The organism is Streptomyces sp. NPDC001270, from assembly GCF_042896695.1.
Lineage (GTDB): Bacteria > Actinomycetota > Actinomycetes > Streptomycetales > Streptomycetaceae > Streptomyces.
In genome coordinates, this window is record NZ_JBIAXM010000026.1 from 13,676 (window position 1) to 31,219 (window position 17,544).

Annotated in this window: 13 protein-coding genes, 1 tRNA gene and 1 pseudogene; 11 read left to right on the forward strand and 4 right to left on the reverse strand. The window is 72.9% G+C overall.

The genetic code is table 11. The annotated features are described in order from the left end of the window. Window positions 1-82 precede the first annotated feature (82 nt). Window positions 83-871, reverse strand: coding sequence for a hypothetical protein (locus ACFY2B_RS33280; RefSeq protein ID WP_390766799.1), 789 nt, complete (start codon window positions 869-871; stop codon window positions 83-85). A 627-nt stretch (window positions 872-1,498) separates the two neighbouring features. Here ACFY2B_RS33280 and ACFY2B_RS33285 point away from each other — a divergent pair. The 10 genes from ACFY2B_RS33285 to ACFY2B_RS33330 all read left to right on the forward strand — a co-directional run bounded on the left by ACFY2B_RS33285 (window position 1,499) and on the right by ACFY2B_RS33330 (window position 12,727). Further along, window positions 1,499-2,317 carry an alpha/beta fold hydrolase gene (locus ACFY2B_RS33285; RefSeq protein ID WP_390766800.1) on the forward strand — a complete coding sequence of 273 codons (819 nt, stop codon included), beginning with the start codon at window positions 1,499-1,501 and terminating at the stop codon, window positions 2,315-2,317. Further along, window positions 2,299-3,033 carry a hypothetical protein gene (locus ACFY2B_RS33290; RefSeq protein ID WP_390766801.1) on the forward strand — a complete coding sequence of 245 codons (735 nt, stop codon included), beginning with the start codon at window positions 2,299-2,301 and terminating at the stop codon, window positions 3,031-3,033. The genes ACFY2B_RS33285 and ACFY2B_RS33290 overlap by 19 nt, the downstream gene beginning before the upstream one ends. A gap of 159 nt (window positions 3,034-3,192) precedes the next feature. Continuing rightward, a complete protein-coding gene (locus ACFY2B_RS33295) occupies window positions 3,193-3,762 on the forward strand; it encodes a TetR family transcriptional regulator C-terminal domain-containing protein (RefSeq protein WP_390766802.1) in 570 nt (189 codons plus the stop codon). A 339-nt stretch (window positions 3,763-4,101) separates the two neighbouring features. Continuing rightward, on the forward strand, window positions 4,102-5,196 hold the full coding sequence (locus tag ACFY2B_RS33300) for a LacI family DNA-binding transcriptional regulator (protein ID WP_390766803.1): 1,095 nt from the start codon (window positions 4,102-4,104) through the stop codon (window positions 5,194-5,196). Between the two features lie 77 nt (window positions 5,197-5,273). Next, window positions 5,274-6,872, forward strand: coding sequence for an FAD-dependent oxidoreductase (locus ACFY2B_RS33305; protein WP_390766878.1), 1,599 nt, complete (start codon window positions 5,274-5,276; stop codon window positions 6,870-6,872). A 104-nt stretch (window positions 6,873-6,976) separates the two neighbouring features. Beyond that, entirely contained in the window at window positions 6,977-9,109 is a 2,133-nt protein-coding gene (locus ACFY2B_RS33310) for a hydantoinase/oxoprolinase family protein (protein WP_390766804.1), read from the forward strand. Then, the gene (locus tag ACFY2B_RS33315) at window positions 9,106-9,654 is read left to right on the forward strand and encodes a hypothetical protein (protein ID WP_390766805.1); all 549 of its coding nucleotides are present in this window, start codon (window positions 9,106-9,108) and stop codon (window positions 9,652-9,654) included. Before ACFY2B_RS33310 ends, ACFY2B_RS33315 begins: the two co-directional genes overlap by 4 nt. Window positions 9,655-9,657: 3 nt before the next feature. Then, window positions 9,658-10,944, forward strand: a complete 1,287-nt coding sequence (locus ACFY2B_RS33320) for a TRAP transporter large permease subunit (RefSeq protein ID WP_390766806.1) — start codon at window positions 9,658-9,660, stop codon at window positions 10,942-10,944. A 30-nt stretch (window positions 10,945-10,974) separates the two neighbouring features. Continuing rightward, window positions 10,975-11,979 (forward strand): twin-arginine translocation signal domain-containing protein, encoded by a 1,005-nt coding sequence (locus tag ACFY2B_RS33325; RefSeq protein WP_390766807.1) that lies wholly within the window; start codon window positions 10,975-10,977, stop codon window positions 11,977-11,979. Window positions 11,980-12,214: 235 nt separating this feature from the next. Beyond that, on the forward strand, window positions 12,215-12,727 hold the full coding sequence (locus ACFY2B_RS33330) for a DUF1707 domain-containing protein (protein WP_390766808.1): 513 nt from the start codon (window positions 12,215-12,217) through the stop codon (window positions 12,725-12,727). A gap of 181 nt (window positions 12,728-12,908) precedes the next feature. Here the strand turns inward: ACFY2B_RS33330 and selD are convergent, their stop codons facing one another. Then, on the reverse strand, window positions 12,909-13,934 hold the full coding sequence (gene selD, locus ACFY2B_RS33335) for a selenide, water dikinase SelD (RefSeq protein ID WP_390766809.1): 1,026 nt from the start codon (window positions 13,932-13,934) through the stop codon (window positions 12,909-12,911). A gap of 34 nt (window positions 13,935-13,968) precedes the next feature. Between selD and ACFY2B_RS33340 the strand changes: the two genes are divergently transcribed. Continuing rightward, window positions 13,969-14,062 (forward strand) — tRNA-Sec (locus ACFY2B_RS33340). Between the two features lie 34 nt (window positions 14,063-14,096). Here ACFY2B_RS33340 and ACFY2B_RS33345 read toward each other — a convergent pair. Both ACFY2B_RS33345 and selA read right to left on the reverse strand, forming a co-directional pair. Then, window positions 14,097-15,845 (reverse strand): annotated as a pseudogene (locus tag ACFY2B_RS33345) (SelB C-terminal domain-containing protein); the annotation flags it as partial. Between the two features lie 4 nt (window positions 15,846-15,849). Then, window positions 15,850-17,205, reverse strand: coding sequence for an L-seryl-tRNA(Sec) selenium transferase (gene selA, locus ACFY2B_RS33350; RefSeq protein ID WP_390766879.1), 1,356 nt, complete (start codon window positions 17,203-17,205; stop codon window positions 15,850-15,852). Window positions 17,206-17,544: the final 339 nt, after the last annotated feature.

A 17,544-nucleotide genomic window follows, 5' to 3' on the forward strand; every position in this document is an offset into this window, starting at 1 on the left:
GAGGCGAGGACTCCACTGGGGGCCTGCGCGAGGATCGCGGCAGGTCACGAGGCGCGACGGGGCCCCGGTCGATCCGGCTGTCTCAGGCGACAGCGGCACCCGCGGGCGGCCCACGGGACGTGATGGTGCAGCTCAGGATGGTTCGCGCCGGAGCCGGGCCGTCGGCGGCACGGCGGTCGCACGGGGACGGGCGGCGCGGCGGCACGGGCAGGGCCAGCAGCATCCGCAGCGGTGCCGCGAGCCGGGCCGCCGCCGCTCGCAGTACACGGAACACGGCGCGTTCACCGTGCGCGAGCCACAGCCCGCACAGGAGCGCGGCCAGCAGGTGCGCGGCGATCATACCGAGCGAGGCGGCGCCTCCCATGCCGGACATACCGGCCATACCGTGCGCGTGCCGGACGCCGTCCGTTCCGGGCGCCAGGTGCCCCAGGTGCGCCAGGGAACCCATGGCCGGATGTGGCACGGAGCCCATGTCCATCGCGTTCATGGAGCCCATGCCCATGCCATGCATGGAGCCCATGTCCATGCCCGGCATGGAACCCGGGTCCGTGCCGGGCACGTCCATCGCGCCGGCGGCGTGCGACATGGCGGCCTGGTCCGGGGCCGGTCCGGGGGTGAGCGTCTGCGCCAGGGAGAACATCTCATGGAGCACCGCCTGCGCGGCCGTCACGACCGTGACGATGAGGGTGCGCCCGCGTTCACGGCCGGCCAGCAGCCAGCCGGCCGCGCCGGTCACCGTCGCGCCCACGGCCAGAGCCCACCAGGGGACGGGGGTCTGCGACATGGTCACGTGGCCGAGAGCGGCGAGCAGCACGCAGGCGGCGGCGAACACACCGGCCCGCCCCGTGCGGCACCCTCCTCGGTCAGTCATGGCGGGCCCATCCTCGCACCCGGCGTCCGGGGGCCGTGGGCGGGTACGTGCGGGCGCTCGCCCCACAACCCGGCTGAACCGACCGGACAGGAACGGCACGCCTCACATGAGGTGCGCGGGGGGACTCGGCGGACATCAGGAACGACTACCCGAACGCAACCGGTCCGGGGCGCCCCACGACAGCCGGGACCGCCGTCCGGCCGCCTTCGCACGCCGGCCCTCCCGGATCACCGCGCCGGGCAGGAGCAGGAAGCCGCACAGCGCGCGCCGGGGCAGGTCTCCGTGGAACCACCCCGGCGAGGCGGGGCGACCGGCGGAACTCGGCCATGCTCGACCTTCCTGGTCGCATCGAACCGTTCCGCTGGAACGGAGGTTGAAGGGACACCTCCTCAGGAGTCGGCGGGACAGGGCACCGAGTTCCGGCGCCTCGTCATGACGTACGTCACGCCGGGGGACGGATACCGCGCCCGCCTTGCACCCCCCCGGGGGGAACGGCGCAACGACGGGAGAGGTTGACAAGAGGAAAATGACCGGTCATCTTAAAGCGAGTGAGGCGCCGACCAACCGGCATCTACCGCCGATTTATACGACATATTGCTCTAAATCATTGAATAAGAGGAGACATACATGAGTGAGATCAAGTCCAGGTTCCGCATGGTCGACGGCCTGTCCATCAGGTACGCCGAGAGCGACGGGCCCCATGAGCGTGCGGCGCTGCTGCTGAGCCCGTGGCCGGAGAGCCTGTACTCCTATGACGCGACCTGGTCGAAACTGGCCGGGCACGCGCGCCTGGTCGCGGTGGACCTGCCCGGGTTCGGGCACTCCGAGCTCCGGCAGGACCTGCTGTCCCCCACGGCGATGGGTGACTTCATCGTGCGGATCGCCGATGCGCTGGGGCTGGCGCAACCGCACGTCGTGGGACCGGACATCGGCACGGCCGCGTCCCTGTTCGCCGCGGCCCGGCATCCGGAGCGATTCCGCAGCCTGGTCGTGGGCACGGGCGGCACGTCGGTCCCCCTGAAACTGGGGAGCCCCCTGGACGAGTGGGTGCACGACGAGGACCTGACCCCGTACCGGGCCATGGATCCGAAGGCCGCCGTGACGGCCGCGATCGGCACCATCCACGGTTACGCACTGCCGGAGGTCGTGCGCGAGGACTATCTCGCGTCCTACGTGGGCCAGCGGTTCGTCGACCAGATGGCCTACGTCCGCGCCTATCCCACCGAGTTGCCGGTCCTCGGTGCGTTGCTGCCCGCCATCGAGACGCCGGTCCAGATCATCGCCGGCCGCTACGACTCGGTGGTGCCGCTGGACAACGCCGAGTACCTGCACCAGCGCCTGCCCCACAGAAAGCTCGACGTCATCGACGCGGGCCACTTCGTCTGGGAGGAAGGCGCCGACGAGTACGCCGACGTCGTCACCCGGTGGTGGCAGGCCACCTCGTGATCGGCCTGCTCCGCGAGGCCCTCGAAGCCCACGGCGGTCTGGACCGCTGGCGGCGGCTCAGCTCCGTACGCGCGACGCTCGTCAGCGGCGGCGAGCTGTTCGCCGTCAAGGGGCTTCCGCAGGATCCGACGCCCCGCGAGATGACCGTGCGCCTGCACGAAGAGCACGCCTCGGTGGCCCCGTTCGGTGCCCCCGGCCGGCGGACCGACTTCACCCCCGGCCGTATCGCGGTCGAGAACGCCGACGGCGGCGTCGTCGCCGAGCGCATGGAGCCACGCGAAGCCTTCCACCACCACGTCCTGGAGACGCCGTGGGACCCCCTGGACCGGGCGTACTTCAACGGATACGCACTCTGGACGTACCTCACCACGCCCTTCCTGCTGGCGATGCCCGGTTTCGAGGTCGAGGAGATCGAGCCCTGGCGGGAAGGACATCAGGTGTGGCCCGGACTCCGCGCAGCCTTCCCCGCCGCGATCGCCAGTCACAGCACCCGCCAGGACTTCTACTTCGGCCCCGACCGGCTGCTGCGCCGCCACGACTACCATGTCGACATCGCCGGCGGTTTCGCCGCCGCACAGTACGTCCACGACATCGTCGAGGCCGACGGCATCCGGCTGCCGACCCGGCGCCGCGCCTACCGCCGCGACGACGACCTGCGGGCCATCCCGGACCCCATCATGGTGTCCATCGACCTCAGCGACATCCGGTTCGCCTGAACGAGCCGCCGGCCGGCCAGGACGAGCGGCTTCCCGACTCCCTACCCCGCCCCTCGCCCAGCGGACCCGCTTGACCTGCGAACGACGTACCGGCGACCGACTTGACAGGACAAAGACGACCGACCACATTGACGAGCAGGCTACGGAGGAGTGCGGTACATGCCCAGGCCCAGCATGCGCGAACATCTGATAGACGCCGCTTCTGACCGCTTCCACGAACACGGGTTCAACGGGACCGGCATCAAGGACATCACCGATGCCGCCGGCACGCCGAAGGGCTCTTTCTACAACCACTTCGACAGCAAGGAATCCATGGCCCTCGAAGTGATGCGCCGCTATGCCGACACCCGCGAGCTGGCGATGCTCGCCGACAAGTCGGTCCCGCCCGTCGAGCGCATGCGCGGGCACTTCACCTACCTGGCGAGTGACTTGGCACGGTTCGCATACGCCCGGGGCTGCATGTTCGGGAACTTCGGATCGGAACTGTCCACGCACAGCCCGGTGATGCGGGAGGAAGTGGGTGACCGGCTCGGGCGCTGGGAGTCGCTTCTCGCCTCGGTGCTGGACGAAGCCCGAGCGGCCGGGGCACTGGCGAGCGAGGTGGACAGCGCCGTGCTGGCCCGTTTCCTGGTGAGCGCCTGGGAAGGGGCGGCGATGCAGGCGAAGGTCGCTCGCAGCAGCGCACCGCTGGACGATTTCTTCGTCGTACTGGATTCGCTGACCGCCTGACCCGACCCCGGAATTCCGTCCCTGGCCCGCCTCTTCGCCAGAAGGCGGACGCGCGGTCCCGGGTACAGCGGCGGGCCGCGAGGCAGGTCCGGTCCGGGCCGCCCGGCACCCGGTACGGCGCCGGGACACCCGCGAGGGGCCTGACGGCCACCGTCGCCGAGCCGAGCGCAGCCGCCTGAACGCGGTGCCCGGGTGCCGCGGGAGGACGAGCGGGGTCCGAGGCGACGGGCACATCTCCCCCGGCACAAGTCTTGACACGACACCGGCGTCACCCCCACAGTGCAGTAATGCGCATTAGTAATGCGCATTACCGGAGCGGTGAGCGAGGGAGCGCAAGGCGTGGAGCAACCGAGGAAGCGGGCCAAGCCGGGACGGAACCCGGCACCCGCCGGCCGTACGTCACGGCCACGGCAGGCCGAGGTGGCCCGGCTCGCCGGGGTGTCCCAGGCGACGGTGTCGCTGGTCCTGTCGGAGCGCGCCGACGGCAAGGCGGCCACGATCTCCGAGGAGACCCGCAAACGTGTCCTCGACGCGGCGCGCAGCCTCGGTTACGTGCCCGACCCGGCGGCTCGCAGGCTCGCCGCGGCCCGCAACAACCTGCTCGGCGTCTTCAGCTTCACCGCGACGTTCCCGACGGACGTGCAGCACTCGTACTACCCGTTCCTGGTGGGCGTGGAGCAGGAGGCGGCCGCCCGGGGCTACGACCTGGTGCTGTTCACGGGATCCAGTCGCGGAGGCGCGGGCGCCGCGGGGCCGGACGCGCTGAGCCGGGTGCGGCTGGCCGACGGCTGCCTCTTCCTCGGACGGCACGTCCCGCGGGCCGAGCTGAAGCGGCTGGTCGCCGACGGGTTCCCGGTGGTGCACCTGGGCCGTCGCGAGGAGCTGGAGGGACTGGCCTGGGTCGGTGCCGACTACGTCAGCGCCAGCCGCGACGTCGTGGCGCACCTCGCCGCACTCGGGCACCGGCGGATCGTGCTGGTGCGCGAGGACGACGACGCCCCGGCCTCCACGGACCGGCAGCAGGGTTTCCTGTCCGGACTCGCGGCGGCGGGCATCGCGGACGGTCCGGACGCGGTGCTCCGCTGCGCCGATCCGGAACGCGAGATGACGGCGGAGCGGGTGCGCGCCCTTGTCGCCGACGGAGTGACCGCGTTCGTGGCCGAGGAGACGGACACCGGGGCGGCGTGGCGGGCGCTGAGCGCGGCCGTCCGGGAGGCCGGGCTCGCCTGCCCGGCCGACGTCTCGCTCGGGCTGCTCGGCAGCCCGCCCGCGGACCTCGCCGCCCAGCCCGTGCCGATGGGGTTCGACATCCCCCGGCAGCGGCTCGGCGCCGCGGCCGTACGGCTGCTGGCCGCGCTGGTCGCCGGCGACGAGGCCCAGGAGCCCCTGGTGCCCTGCGAGTTCCGCACCGGCGAGACGGCGGGCCCCGCATGAACACCGGACTCGGCGCCCGCTCCGCGCCGACCCCCCGAACGAGCAAGGCAGTTCACGTGATGAGTACGAGGAACAGTGTGATGGACGAACCGGACATCCTGATCGTCGGCGGCGGCCTCGGCGGGGTCGCCGCCGCGCTCGCCGCCTGCCGGGCGGGCCGGCGGGTCGTACTGACCGAGGAGACCGACTGGATCGGCGGCCAGCTCACGGCGCAGGCCGTGCCGCCGGACGAGCACCCCTGGGTGGAGCAGTTCGGCACGACGGCGACCTACCGGGCCCTGCGCGAGGGCATCCGGGCGTACTACCGCCAGTGGTACCCGCTGCGCTCCGAAGCGCTCGGCATGCCGGACCTCAACCCGGGTGCGGGACGGGTGAGCAAGCTGTGCCACGAACCGCGCGTAGCGCTCGCCGTGCTGGAGGGGTTGCTCGCCCCGCACCGGGCGTCCGGTCTGCTGACCGTCCTGACCGAGCACCGGGCCGTCTCCGCCGAGACGGACGGCGACGCCGTCCGCGCCGTCACGGTACGGGACCTGCGCGACGACACCCTGACCACCGTCTCCGCCCGGTACGTCATCGACGCCACCGAGACCGGTGAGCTGCTCGCGCTCGCCGGTGTGGAGCACGCGAACGGGGCCGAGGCGCAGGACGAGTTCGGGGAGCCGCACGCTCCGGCGACGGCACAGCCGGACAACCAGCAGGGCATCACGGTGTGCTTCGCGCTCTCGCACCACGAGGGCCAGGACCACACCGTCGACCGGCCCGAGGACTACGACTTCTGGCGGAGCTACCGGCCCGAATTCTGGCCGGGCCCGCTGCTCGGGTTCGAGGCGCCCGACCCGCGCACGCTCGAACCGGTCCCCCGCACCTTCGTCCCCAACCCGGACCTCGACCCGCTGGCGGTCAGCGCCGACCAGAGCGCGGACGCCGGCGACAAGGAACTGTGGGGGTTCAGGCGGATCCTGGCCCGCAGGCTGCACCGGCCGGGCGCCTTCGACTCGGACATCACCCTCGTCAACTGGCCGCTCAACGACTACTGGCTCAAGCCCTACATCGGCCAGGAGGCCGACGCGCTGCGCGAGGCACGGCAGTTGTCCCTCTCGGTTCTGTACTGGCTGCAGACGGAGGCGCCGCGCGCCGACGGCGGCACCGGTTTCCCGGGGCTGCGGATCCGTCCGGACGTCACCGGCACCGCGGACGGGCTCGCCAAAGCGGCCTACGTGCGCGAGTCGCGGCGGATCAAGGCGGTCACGACGGTCGTCGAACAGGACGTCGCCATCGACGTGGTCGGCCCGTACGGCACCACCCACTACCGCGACTCGGTCGGCGTCGGCGGCTACCGGATCGATCTGCACCCCTCCACGGGAGGCGACACGTACATCGACATCGGCTCGGTGCCGTTCGAGATCCCCCTCGGGGCGCTGGTGCCGCGCCGGGTACGCAACCTGCTGCCGGCCGGCAAGAACATCGGCACCACCCACATCACCAACGGCTGCTACCGGCTGCACCCCGTCGAGTGGAACGTCGGTGAGGTGGCGGGCGCGCTCGCCGCCCACTGTCTCGCCGAGGACATCGAGCCGCGGCAGGTGCAGGCCGAGGACAAACAGTTCGAGGAGTTCGGGCGGGTCCTGGACCGGGCGGGCGTGCAGCGGCACTGGCCCGACGTCCGCGGCTACTGACGCCGACCCCCGCTCCCCTCCCCCGCTCAGTCAGCAACGTACGCACGTCATACGCACGTCATACGCACGTCATACGCACGTCAAGCACAAGGAGGTGCCCTGACATGACCGCTGACCGTCGCATCCGCGTCGGCATCGATGTGGGCGGCACGTTCACCGACGCCGTGGCGGTCGACGCCGCGACGCTCACTCCGGTGGGCCAGGTGAAGGTGCCCACCAGCCATCACCATGAGAACGGTGTCGCGCACGGGATCGTCCAGGCGCTCGAACGGCTCCTGGCACAGGTCGACCGGACCCCGTCCGACGTCACCTTCCTGGCCCACGGCACGACACAGGCCACGAACGCCCTGCTGGAGGGCGATGTGGCGAAGGTCGGACTGATCGGGATCGGCAGCGGGCCGGGCGCGGTCGTCACCCGCCGTCTCGCCGCCTTCGGCAGGCTCGAACTCGCCCCGGGCAAGCGGCTTCCGCTGGCCTACGAGCATGTGGCCGATCCGTTCGACGCCGACGCGGTGCGCACGGCCGTGGACCGCGTGCGCGACCAGGGAGCCCAGGTCCTGGTCGCCACCGAGCCGTTCGGGGTGGACCGGCCGGAGGGCGAGCAGGCCGTCCTCGACGTGGCCCGCTCCTCGGGGCTGCCGCTCGCGGCGGCCCACGAGATCACCTCGCTGTACGGGCTGCACAAGCGGACCCGGACGGCGGTGGTGAACGCGGCGATCCTGCCCCGGATGCTCGCCACCGCCGATCTGGTCGACGCGTCCATCACCAAGGCCGGTGTGACGGCTCCGCTGATGGTGATGCGCTGTGACGGCGGCGTCATGTCGCTCGACGAGATGCGCCGCCGCCCGCTGCTGACGGTGCTCTCGGGCCCGGCCGCGGGGGTGGCGGGCGCGCTCATGCAGGAACGGATCAGCGAGGGCGTGTTCCTGGAGACGGGCGGCACGTCGACGGACATCAGCGTGGTGCGGCGCGGCAAGGTGGCGGTGCGGCACGCGACGATCCTCGGCAGAACGTCGTACCTGAACGCGCTGGACGTGCGGACGGTCGGTGTCGGCGGCGGGTCCATGGTGCGGATCTCGGGAAACCGGGTGGTCGGTGTCGGGCCGCGCAGCGCGCACATCGCGGGGCTGCCGTACGCCTGTTTCGCCTCGCTCGACGAGCTGCGTGACGCGCGGATCGCCACGGTGCGGCCGATGGACGGTGACCCCGACGACCATCTGGTCCTCGACGCGGCGGGCGGCCGTTTCGCCGTGACCATGACGTGCGCGGCGAACGCGCTCGGCCGGGTCCCGGAGGGCGACTTCGCGCGCTGCGACCAGGAGGTGGCACGGGCCGCGCTGGCACCGCTCGCCGCGGTGTTGGGCACGGACGTGGCGGGCGCGGCGCGGGCCGTGCTCGACGCGGGGACCGCACAGGTCAGGTCGGTGGTGGACGCGATGATCCGGGACTACCGGCTGGACCGGGAGACGGCTGTCCTGGTCGGCGGGGGCGGCGGTGCTGCGGCGGTGACCCCGCACCTGGCCGCGGACACCGGGCTCGAAGGGCGCATCGCCCGGCACAGCGAGGTGATCAGCCCGATCGGGGTGGCCCTCGCGCTCGTCCGGGAACAGGTCGAGCGGATCATTCCCGGCGCCTCCCAGGAGCAGATCCTCGCGGTGCGCGCCGAGGCCGAGCGCGCGGTCGTCGCGCAGGGCGCGGCCGCCGACGGCGTGGAGGTGGAGGTGACAGTCGACCCGCAGACCAACACGGTGCGCGCGGTCGCCACGGGCGCGACCGAGCTGCGCACCCAGGACCGGGCGCACCGCGCGGACGGCACGGAACGGCTGCGCGCGGCCGCCACCAGCCTGAAGGCCGCGCAGGAACAGGTGAAGGTGCTGGCGGACACGGACGCGTACACGGTGTACGGCACCGAGGTGCACCGCAGGTTCCGCGCGGACCGGCAGCCGGTGCGGGTGGTCGACGCGGACGGTGTGGTACGGCTCGGGGTGTCCGACGCACGGGTGGCGACCACGACGGTGGGCGGCGCCGGTGAGGCGCTGGCGTCGCTGGTGCGGGACGCCACCTCGTACGGCGACGGCGGGGTGCGGGCACCGGCCGTGCGGCTCCTGGTGGGCGGCCGGATCGCGGACCTGTCCGGCGTCCTCGAACCGGACGCCCTGCTGGCGCTCGCCCGCAGCGAGTTGCGTGCGCGCGCGGCGGAGGAACCGGTGGTCGCGGTCGTGGAGTCCCGCGCATGAGCGGCGGCCACGACCTGGACCTGGCGGTGCGGCTGCTCGCGGGCACCCCCACCCACGAGGGCCGTGATCCGCTGCTGCTGCGTCAATGGGCGCTGGCGGCCGAGGAGTTCGGGCGGCGCATGACCCCGGATCCGGTGCCGGTGCGGGTGGTCGAGCGGACCGGTGGGCTGGCCGCCGGGCTGCTGGCCCGGTACCGGTCGAGGCCGCCGGTGGTCGAGGTGTACGTCGACACGGTCGACCGCGCCGAACGGCTCGTCGCCGAGCGCGGCTGGCGGCACTGGTTCCCCGAAGGGTCGGTACGGGCCGCCGCCCTCGCCCACGAGCAGGCGCATGCCTGGCTCCACCACGCCGAGGTGCGGACCGAGTTCAAGCGGGCGCTCGGGCACACGGCGCTGCGGCTCGGGCGGCGCCGTCTGTACGCGCATGTCGTGGGCGCGGACGAACTCGCCGCGCACGCCTACGCCCGTGCCGCCTGTGGCCTGGGCCGCAGCCCTTTGCTGCTCACGGAGGCGCTGGCCGCCGCGTATTGCGAAAGAGAGAAATGATCGATGGGTGTCGTCATCCTGCTCGTCATGGCGGCCGGAGTCGCCGCCATGCTCAGCCGCAAACTGCCGACCGCGTTCGCGCTGGTACTGCTCGCCGTGGTGATCGCCTTCCTCGCGGGCGCACCCCTGACCGGCAAGAACAGCGTGCTGGACACGGTATTCCAGGAGGGCGCGCCGGCGCTCGCCGCCACGATGATCGCGATCCTGCTGGGTTCGTGGCTCGGCAAGCTCCTGGAGGAGACCGGCATCGCGGGCACCCTGGTCCGCAAGATCGTCGAGTTCGGCGGTGACCGGCCGGTGGTCGTGGCGCTGGGTGTGCTCGCGGTGTCCGCTCTGGTCGGCACCGTGTCCGGGTCGGCGCCCGCGGCGATGCTCGCCGGGCTGATCGGCATTCCGGCGATGATCGCGGTGGGCATCCCGAAGGTGACCGCCGCGGGCACCATCCTGATGGGCATCGCCGCGGGCATGCCGTTCGAACTGCCGGTGTGGCAGTTCTTCTCCACAGCGCTGGAGCTGCCGGTGGACACGGTGCGCGGCTTCATGCTGAAGCTGTTCCCGTTCGCGCTGGTGGCGGCGGTCGCCTACGTGCTGATCGAGTCGCGGCGGCGTGGCGTGGAGCACACCTGGTCGCTGAGGTCGGTGCAGGAGAAGCCGGCTTCGCGCAGCCGTCGGCAGCTGCTCGGCGACGCCCCGTGGTACGCGCTGCTGACCCCGGTGGTGCCGCTGGTCCTCGCCCTGGGCTTCGACCTCGCCATCATCCCCTCGCTGCTGGCGGGCGTGCTGTACGCGCTGGTGACGACGACCCGGCCGCGCGAGATGAACCGGCGTCTGCTGCGCACCCTGTACGGCGGCTTCGAGGTGGCGGCGCCGCCGATCACCCTCTTCGTGGCGATCGGCATCCTGCTCGCCGCGGTGAAGCTGCCCGGCGCGGTCGACGCGCTGCAACCGCTGGTCAAGGCGGTCAGCCCGCACAACGCCGCGCTGTTCGTGCTGGTCTTCACGGTCCTGGTGCCGCTGTGCCTGTACCGCGGCCCGCTGAACGTGTACGGCCTCGGCGCCGGCATCGCGGGCGTCCTCGTCGCCACCGGCATCTACCCGGCCGTTGCCGTCCTCGGCATGGCCACCTCGTACAACCAGGTCTTCGGCGTCGCCGACCCGACCAGTACCCAGACGGTGTGGAGCGCGCAGTACGCGGGCGTCTCACCGCAGCAGGTGATGGTCAGGACATTGCCCTATGTGTGGGCCGTGGCGTTCGGCGGCCTGTGTGTCACCGCCGCCACCTACCTCTGACACGACATCATCCGATTCCAGGAGCCGATCATGCACGAGCCGCAGTCCGGCCTCGACCGTCGTATGTTCCTGCGCACCACCGCCGTCACCGGCGCCGCACTCGCCCTCGGCGGTGTGCCGGCGCAGTCGGCGTCCGCCGCGCCCGGCGGGTTCCCCGACTACACCTACGTCCGTACGCTGCTGTCGCCCGCGCAGCTCAAGTACAACCCGACGGGCGAGATCATCTTCCCGACCGTGCGCGGCGTGTACGACAAGCTGGCGTCGCCGCTGGGCCGTTACTACCTGTACTACGCACCGCACGACGCGCCGGGCGGGATCTGTCTGGCGTACGGGGACTCGATGGAGGGCCCGTTCACGGAGTACCCGGCGAACCCGATCGTCTCCAACAAGTGGGATCCGCACTATTCGGTCAGCCATGTGTCGTCGCCGCATGTGCTGTGGAACGCGGACGCGAAGGAGTTCTGGCTGTACTTCCACGGCGAGAACACGACGACGCGGCTGGCCCGTTCTAAGGACGGTGTGCACTTCACGTACGACAAGGTGGTCCTGTCGACGTCGATGATGCCGTCGGGCACCACCGAGACCTCGTACGCCCGGGTCTTCCGACATGACCTGCCGGCCCGTGGCGCGCACTACGTGATGATGTTCATGCTGAACAACACGACCAACCACCGTGACATCTGCTGGGGTTGGTCGGCCGACGGCCGGAGCTGGACCTTCGACCAGACGCCGCTGGTGCGTCACTCGGACGTCGGCGCGGTGAACATCGGCGGTCCCCATCTGCTGACCCGGAACGGGTCCGCGTACGTCGTCTACAACAAGGACAAGGAGAGCGGCGGCGACCTCATGATCACCGAGGTGGGCGCGGACTTCTCGCTCCGCAGGCACCTGGGCGTCTTCTACGACTCGCGCTCCGGGGCGCCGGAGAACGGGCGGTCGGCGTCGCCGACGTTCGGTACGGACGGCGGGGTGCCGTACATGGTGTACGAGGCGGGCGAACGCCTCGCGGGCTCGATCGCGGTGGCCCGGGGATAACGCACACACCCGGCAACGACGCGGGGGTGGCCGCCAGGGGCTCCGGCGGCCGCCTCCGCGTCGTTCACCTGACGTACTGGGCGTCCCCGGTGCCCTGCTGTCCCACGCCACCTCGCCGGCCGTCACCCGGGCCTCGGACATCGACGAGCGGCGCCCGGACAGCCCTGGGCCCGTCCGCGCCCGGGACACCGAACTAGAGTGGGGCGGTGACCCCCTGTCGGAAGGCCCGCCGCCCATGATCAGTGAAGACGAGCGCGACACGGCCGTGCAGCGTGTGCAGGAGGCGTACGCCGACGGGCACATCTCACACGAGGAGATGGACGAACGCCTGCACCGGACGCTCGCCGCCACGACCCGCAGCGACCTGGCGTCGGCCCTGGACTCGCTGCCGGAACAGGAAGCGGAACGCACGTCCACGATCGCCGCCCACAGTGGACGTATCCACCGGCGCGGCGCATGGCGGGTGCCCCGGACGCTCAAGGTCGAGTCCGCGTACGGAAACGTGCGCCTGGACCTTTCCCGGGCGGTCTTCGAGCATCCGTTGGTCGACCTCGAATTGCAGCTCGGCACGGGCCGGGCCAGGATCACGGTCCCGCGTGACGCGGTCGTCGACGTCGAGGACCTGCGCACCGGGTGGAAGGACCTCCGCTACAAACCCCGGCAGCCCTCCGGACCCGGCGGGCCGAGGATACGGATCTCCGGAGCCATGGGGTTCGGCCGGCTGAAGATCCGCCACGCACGGCGTTGAGGCCCCGCCCGGACCGGCGTACGCGGGCCGGGCAGGGTCGGCGGGGCGCACGGCATCGCCCCGCACGGCCGCGGTCGAGCGTCCCGCCCATGGCACACGGCCGTCGCCGAGGGGCACACCGGACACGCGGCCGTGGTCGACGAGCGCACCCGGACACGCTGTGGATCTGACGTCCTCGGGTTCACCGCAGTACGAGGGAGCAGGGCCCGCGGGAGACGAGTTCGCCGATCACCGGCGCCCCCGGTACCTCCCCGGCGACCAGGAGCCCGCCGGAGGTCTGGGCGTCGGCCAGCAGCAGACACGTGTCGGTGTCCGCCGTACCGAAGTCCGTGAACGGCGCCACCCAGTCCAGGTTGCGCCGGGTACCGCCGCTGACGTACCCGTCCCGTACGGCCTCCCGTGCCCCGTCGAGGTAGGGCACGGCGGCGGTGTCGATCACCGCGGTCACCCGCGAGGCGCGGGCCAGCTTGTGCAAGTGGCCCAGCAGGCCGAATCCGGTGACGTCGGTGGCGCAGGTCGCGCCGGCCGCCAGGGCCGCGGCGCAGGCGTCCCGGTTGAGGGCCGTCATCGTGACGATCGCCTGCTCGAACCGCTCGCCGGTGGCCTTGTGGCGGTTGTTGAGCACGCCGAGGCCGAGGGGTTTGGTCAGCGACAGCGGCACGCCGGGACGGCCGGTGTCATTGCGCAGCAGCCGGTCCGGGTCGGCCAGCCCGGTGACGGCCATGCCGTACTTGGGTTCGGGATCGTCGACGCTGTGGCCGCCGCCCACGTGGCAGCCGGCCTCGGCCGCGACGTGCAGTCCACCGCGCAACACCTCACGGGCCAGCTCGAACGGCAGCACGTCGCGCGGCCAGGCCAGGAGATTGACGGCGACCACGGGCCGGCCGCCCATCGCGTACACGTCGGACAGGGCGTTGGCCGCGGCGATGCGTCCCCAGTCGTAGGGGTCGTCGACGACCGGGGTGAAGAAGTCGGCGGTGGACACCACGGCCTGCGCGGGGGTGTCGCCCCGCGCGGGCAGGGCGACGACGGCGGCGTCGTCGCCGGTGTCCAGCCCGACCAGGAGCGGCAGGTCGGCCGGGGCGGTCCGGGGTGCGGTGAGGCCGCCGAGCACGGCCTCCAGTTCACCGGGCGGGATCTTGCAGGCGCAGCCGCCGCCATGGGCGAACTGTGTGAGGCGTACGGGGGCTTGGCGCGTCGTGGTCATGTCGGTCTCCTGCGCGAGTAGCCTGGCGATGGATGGAGGCGTGTGGGTGCCTGGTGGCCCTCCCGGTCTTCAAAACCGAGGTGCCCGAGGATCTCGGGCAGGCGGGTTCGATTCCCGTCCGCCTCCGCTTTCGGTGCCGCCACGGCAGCGCCGCCGCTGGTCGTCCACGCGCTCCGTGTACCCCCGGGCGTCCAGGTGCTCCAGCAGCGGCACGGCGACCCGGCGGGTGGTCTCCAGGGCCTGCCGGGCCTCGCTCAGCGTGAACGGCTGGGGCAGCCGGGCGAGCACGGCCGCGGCCCGTTCGTCCGTTCCGGGCAGCAGCACGATGCCGTCGGCGACCCGCAGCAGCGCGCCCGCCGCGACCGCGGCGGCCACCGCCCTGCGGGTGAGGCCCAGTTCGGTGAGGCGGTCGGCCTCCGGCGCGCAAAACGGCGCCGCCGCGAGTTCCCGCGCCACGGCGTCGACGGCTGCCCGAAGCTCGGGCGGCAGTGTGGGCCGGAGGTCCTCGGAGCCGTACAGCCTGCCCTGGCGGCAGGTGAGCCGCGGGTCGCCGGGTACCTCGGCCAGAGCGTCCACCAGCGGCCGGTCGGGCAGGCCGAGCAGGTGCCGGGCCGCCTCCGTGGGCAGGCCCGGTTCCAGCGGGTGCCGTTGCGCATACCGGTCCACCTCGGCGGCCAGGCGTTCCCGCAGCCCGGCCCAGTGCGCCGGGTCGGCGAGCCAGTCACCGGCGACCGGTGGGAGCGGGGCGGGCACTCCCATGGCGAGCAGGTCCGAACGGCGGATCAGCCTGCGGCGCCGCAGCTCCGCCGGGCCGTCCGGACGGCCGGTCATGGCGGCCAGTTCCCGGGCCCGGTCCCGGCCCGCGCCCCGCCGGGTCAGCGGCGGCGGGCGGACGTCCAGGACGGTCACGCCGCTCGGTGCCCGGTGCCCGCCGGGTTCGCGGAGCACCGCACGGTCGCCGACGCGCAGCGGCAGTCCGCGGTCCAGGGTCAGCCGGGCGGTGTCCGCTCCGAGGGGGCGGACGGTGACCGGGACGGCCGCGGTGCCGATGTGCAGGGTGACCGTCCGGGGCAGGTCGTCGACCGGTTCGCCGGCCACCCGGACGTCGGCGGCGGTGGTGAGCAGCCAGCGCCCCGGCGCCAGCAGCACCTGTCCGCGCCGCAGCCGGCCGGCCGCGGGGCCGTGCACGTTGACCGCGACGCGCGCCACTCCGCTGACGGCGGAGTGTCCCTCCTGGAGGGTCTGCAGGCCGCGGACGCGGAGCGTGGCCGTGCCGTCGCCCGTCTCCAGGCGGTCGCCCACCCGGAGGGTGCCCGCGCCGAGCGTGCCGGTCACCACGGTGCCGTGCCCGCGCACCGTGAAGGCCCGGTCCAGCCACAGCCGCACGTCGGCGTCGGCGGGCGGGACCGGCAGTGCCGCGGCCAGCCGGGCCAGTTCCCCGCGCAGTTCCGTCAGCCCGGTCCCGGTCACCGAGCTGACCGCGACGGACGGTACGGCGCCCAGCGAGGTGGCCGCCATGCGCTCCAGGGCGGCCGCGCGGGCCGGTTCGGGGTCGGCGAGGTCGCTGCGGGTCACGGCGAGGACGGCGTGCCGGACCCCGAGCGCGTCGAGGATCGCCAGGTGTTCCTCGGACTGGGGCTGCCAGCCCTGGTCGGCGGCCACGACGAACAGCACCGCGGGCACCGGACCGGCCCCGGCGAGCATGGTCGGGACGAACTTCTCGTGACCGGGCACGTCCACGAAGGCGATCTGCTCCCCGCCCGTGCCGAGCCGGGTCCACACGAACCCGAGATCGAGGGTCAGGCCCCGGCGCCGCTCCTCCTCGAAGCGGTCGGGTTCCATCCCGGTCAGCGCCCGCACCAGGGCGGACTTCCCGTGGTCGACGTGGCCGGCGGTGGCCAGGACCCGCATGCCGCTACCCTCCCGCCGCCGACCGGACCGCCTCGGCCAGCCGTTCGTCGTCCGCGGGCGGCACCGCCCGCAGATCCAGCAGACAGCGCCCGGCCTCCAGGCGTCCGACGACGGGCACGCGCCCGGCGCGCAGCGCGGCGGCGAACGGCTCCGGCAGCGACAGTGCGGCGCTGGGCAGGCTCACTCCGGGCGCACCGCCGCCGCCGACCCGGGCGGCGCTCCCCACAGCCCGGACGTCGATGCCGTGCGCGCTCAGGGCGGCGGCGAGCCGGTCGGCGCGGGCCCGGAGCGCGGCGGGGTCCGTGGACAGTGCCTCGGCGGTCGGGGTGGGCGGTCCGGTGAGGGTGGCCTCCAGGGCGGCCAGCGTGAGCTTGTCCACGCGCAGGGCGCGGGCCAGCGGATGCCGGGACAGGGTACGGACGAGCTTCTCCTCGCCCAGGAGGAGCCCGCACTGCGGTCCGCCGAGCAGTTTGTCCCCGCTGGCGGTCACCAGCGCGGCACCCGCCCGCAACTGCGTCTCGGCGTCGGGTTCCTCGGGCAGCGCGGGATGGGGGGCGAGCAGCCCGGAGCCGATGTCGACGACCACCGGGACGCCGAGCCCGGCCAGTTCGCCGGCGTCGGCGCCGCGGGTGAAGCCGGTGATGCGGAAGTTGGAGGGGTGCACCTTCAGCACGAATCCGGTCCCGGGTCCGATCGCTTCGGCGTAGTCGGCGGCCGTCGTCCGGTTGGTCGTGCCGACCTCGCGCAGCCGGGCTCCGGTGGACACGAGGAGGTCGGGCAGCCGGAAGCCGTCCCCGATCTCCACCATTTCCCCCCGGCTGATGACGATCTCCTGGCCGGCGGCGAGCGCGGTGGCGGCCAGGACCAGGGCGGCGGCGCCGTTGTTGACGACGTGCGCGGCCTCGGCGGACGGCACCCGGTCGCACAGCGCGCGCAGTGCCGTACGTCCGCGCCGGGCCCGTACACCGGTGGCCAGGTCCAGTTCGACGTCGGTGGGGCCCGCGGCGTCCTGCACGGCCCGCCGGGCCGCCGCGGACAGCGCCGCCCGGCCGAGATTCGTGTGCAGCACGATCCCGGTGGCGTTGATCACCGCGTGCAGTCCGCCCGCCGTCCGGGGCAGGAGGGCGACGGCCTCGTCGCCGATCCGCTCGGGCGGGATGCGTCCGGTACGCGCACGCTCCTGCGCCTGACGGATCGCGGCCTTGACGACCGAGGCTCCCAGCCGGGCCGCCGCCTCGCTCAGCCGCGGCTCCCGCAGCAGGACGTCGGTGCGGGGAATCCGGCGCCGTACGTCCCTGTCCGGGCCGTCGTGCGCCCCTTCGGGTACGGGCGCGGCCGTTCCGGTCCGTCCCGCCCCCAGTTGCTCCGATGCGACCTGCGGCTCCACCCGGCCCTGCCTCTCCGCCCACCTTCGGATATCCGATATATCCGCGATATCCATCGTCTCCCCATGGCTCGGACAGGCCACTCGACACGCCGGGACGGGGCAGCCGCGGGACCGGACCTTCCCCACTGCTCCCGCATTGCAGGGCAAATGCCTTGAAAGTGAGTTTCGTCTCGACGGTCCGGGCTACGCGGCCGGCAGGCACCGCACGCCCGGTCCGCCCGTCTGCCCGGCAGTGACCGGACCGATACGTGAAGTGACGTCCGAGGCCCCGGTCACCGTGGAGCCGATGACCTTGCCGGAACGGGTCGCCAG

Bases quoted from the DNA above. Each gene is read 5' to 3' on its own strand.
- ACFY2B_RS33325 (WP_390766807.1), top strand. From the start codon at position 10,975: ATGCACGAGCCGCAGTCCGGCCTCGACCGTCGTATGTTCCTGCGCACC.
- ACFY2B_RS33280 (WP_390766799.1), bottom strand. From the start codon at position 871: ATGACTGACCGAGGAGGGTGCCGCACGGGGCGGGCCGGTGTGTTCGCC.
- ACFY2B_RS33320 (WP_390766806.1), top strand. From the start codon at position 9,658: ATGGGTGTCGTCATCCTGCTCGTCATGGCGGCCGGAGTCGCCGCCATG.
- ACFY2B_RS33295 (WP_390766802.1), top strand. From the start codon at position 3,193: ATGCCCAGGCCCAGCATGCGCGAACATCTGATAGACGCCGCTTCTGAC.
- selD (WP_390766809.1), bottom strand. From the start codon at position 13,934: ATGACCACGACGCGCCAAGCCCCCGTACGCCTCACACAGTTCGCCCAT.
- ACFY2B_RS33285 (WP_390766800.1), top strand. From the start codon at position 1,499: ATGAGTGAGATCAAGTCCAGGTTCCGCATGGTCGACGGCCTGTCCATC.
- ACFY2B_RS33310 (WP_390766804.1), top strand. From the start codon at position 6,977: ATGACCGCTGACCGTCGCATCCGCGTCGGCATCGATGTGGGCGGCACG.
- ACFY2B_RS33315 (WP_390766805.1), top strand. From the start codon at position 9,106: ATGAGCGGCGGCCACGACCTGGACCTGGCGGTGCGGCTGCTCGCGGGC.
- ACFY2B_RS33330 (WP_390766808.1), top strand. From the start codon at position 12,215: ATGATCAGTGAAGACGAGCGCGACACGGCCGTGCAGCGTGTGCAGGAG.